This window comes from Micromonospora sp. CNB394, from assembly GCF_000374985.1.
Classification (GTDB): Bacteria; Actinomycetota; Actinomycetes; order Mycobacteriales; family Micromonosporaceae; genus Micromonospora; species Micromonospora marina.
This window is the reverse complement of record NZ_KB895902.1, coordinates 1-2,355: the sequence shown is the minus strand read 5'-3', so window position 1 is coordinate 2,355 and position 2,355 is coordinate 1. Positions and strand designations below refer to the sequence as shown.

Sequence of the window (2,355 nt, the reverse complement as noted above, 5' to 3'; positions counted from 1 at the left end):
CGGTGGTGGTGTTGGATCCGGCCCGGCCTTCGCGCAGCAGGCCGGCGAGGGCTTCGCCGGTGTTGTCCAGGAAGCACAGCAGCGGGTGGTAGCCGTAAGGTCGGCCCGGGGCGCCCTGCAGCGTTGCCGCTGTGGGTTTCCCCGGACCGCCTTCCGAACCCGGCGTGCCCATTCCTGAGCACCGGGCTCTCCACAAGCCCGGCAGGTCGTGCCCGTCGATCTCGTCAACCTGTCATCGGCCACGGACTGGGGATCTTCGTCCCGCGGTAGCGGTAGCGGGTTGTCCGCACCTTCACCGGGTCGAACAGCGTGATCTTGTCCGTTCGTGGCCACCACGTCCCGGCGCAGAAACGCCGCCGCAGTTCCTTCCAGCCGATGCGGGCGTGCTTGCCTCTGATCCAGAGGATCACCCTGCGCCAGATGTAGCTGCTGAGATAGGCGAAGGTCTTGTAGGACACGCCCGGCCGGAAGTAGACACACCACCCCTTGGCCATCCGGTTGATCCGCAGGATCAGGGTGGACAGGTCCAGGTTCTGGTTCTGCCGGCACCACGCCTTGACCTTGGCGCAGATCGACCTGACGGCCTTGCGCGCCGGATAGGTGTAGACGTAGCGCTTGTTCGTCCCCTTCTTGCGGTGGCGCTGGATGCGCCAGCCGAGGAAGTCGACGCCATCGTCGATGTGGGTGATCGAGGTCTTCTCCGGGGACAGGCGCAGGCCCATCCCGGACAGGACCTCGGCGATCTCCTCCTTGAGAGCCTCGGCGTGGTGCCGGGTCCCGATGACCAGGAGCAGCCAGTCGTCGGCGTACCGAATCAGCCGGAAGTTCGCCAGTCCGGCCCGCCGTCGTTTGCTGCGCTCCCAGCCGCTGCTGGACGGCCCGCCCGGTTTCTCGGCGATGTGATCGTCGAGGACCGACAGGGCGATGTTGGCCAGCAGCGGAGAGAGGATGCCGCCTTGGGGTGTTCCCGTTCCCGTTTCCACCACCTGCCCGGCCTCGGTGAGCAGGCCGGACTTCAGGAACGCCTTCACCAGGGCCAGGATGCGTTTGTCGACGATGCGTACTCGCACCCGGTCCATCAGGGCCGGGTGGGAGATCTCGTCGAAACACGCCTTGATGTCGCCTTCCACGATCCACTCGTAGCCCTTGGTCGTGAACATGCGCGTCTCGGCGATCGCGTCCTGCGCCCGACGGTTCGGACGGAACCCATACGAGCACGGACGGAAATCCGCCTCGAAGATGGGTTCCAGAACCAGCTTGAGGGCCGCCTGCACCACCCGGTCACGGACGGTGGGGATCCCGAGCCGGCGACGCTTGTTCGTCCCCGGCTTCGGGATCATCCGTTCACGCACCGGCACCGGTTGGAAGCTCCGCGCCTTCACCTCAGCCGCGATGCCGCTCAAGAAGCCCTCCACGCCACGCACCCCCTCGACGTAATGGACGGTTTCGCCGTCCACGCCAGCGGTGCGTGACCCCTTGTTCCCCCGCACCCGACCCCACGCCACCAACAGGAACGCGGGATCGTAGACGAGGTTGTGCAGATCGTCGAACACGCGACGAGGATCGCTGGTCGCCCAGCGGTGCAGCTTGGTCTGGATCTCCCGTACCCGTCGCTCAGCCCGCAATATGGCCAGCTCCGGATCGTCGGTGTTCACCCACGGCCTCCGGGCATTCCGGTATCCGCGCTGCCTGCTTGCTGGCCCCCTTGGCCATGTGCACGCCTCTCGCGTGCTCGGACTACTACGGGGCCTCCGCCCCGCCCCACACCCAGGTCGGCAACGGACCCTTCCCGACCCGGCGGACTGGCTACCCGCCAGCGGGAAAGGCGTAGGACGGTTCCCACGTTCACCACGGACACGATCGGCCGGGTCGGTGCCCAGCTGTACTCCGGCAGCCTCGCCACACCTACGCCGCAGGCATTCAGCATGGCCTCCCCACCGATACATTCAGTCGGCTTCGGAGTCGACCGCCTACCTACACGACGGTCGCGCACTGCGTCCCGGCCCCCATCCACCAGGTTCGAGCCGGCACAAGCGTTACGGAGCTTCAGACACTGGTTCACACGCGGTTACACCTTTCGGCCTCGCTTGCCGGACCCAGACCGTCTGGCAGTACCGACCCGTCCCGACGTTGTCAGGGCTGCTCCCACCCCCACCGGCGTTCCCCGGCAGCGGCTGCCCCCAGCTTCACCGTCCTGCTGCGACAGAACGGCGGTGGAGTCCTCTCACCTCCACTCGCATCCACAGCGCCTCGTGGCGCACGAACGTCTTCTTCCAGGTGCGGGTCGCTGATTCCTTGTCGGAGTGGCAGATCACGATGGTCGCGTCGATGTCCAGGACCAGGCCGTCAACCTGC

1 protein-coding gene is annotated in these 2,355 nt (G+C 66.7%); it reads right to left on the bottom strand.

The window, feature by feature from the left end; genetic code table 11:
* Positions 1-224: 224 nt before the first annotated feature.
* Positions 225-1,655, bottom strand: coding sequence for a group II intron reverse transcriptase/maturase (gene ltrA / locus C569_RS0129450; RefSeq protein ID WP_026268808.1), 1,431 nt, complete (start codon positions 1,653-1,655; stop codon positions 225-227).
* Between the last annotated feature and the right edge of the window lie 700 nt (positions 1,656-2,355).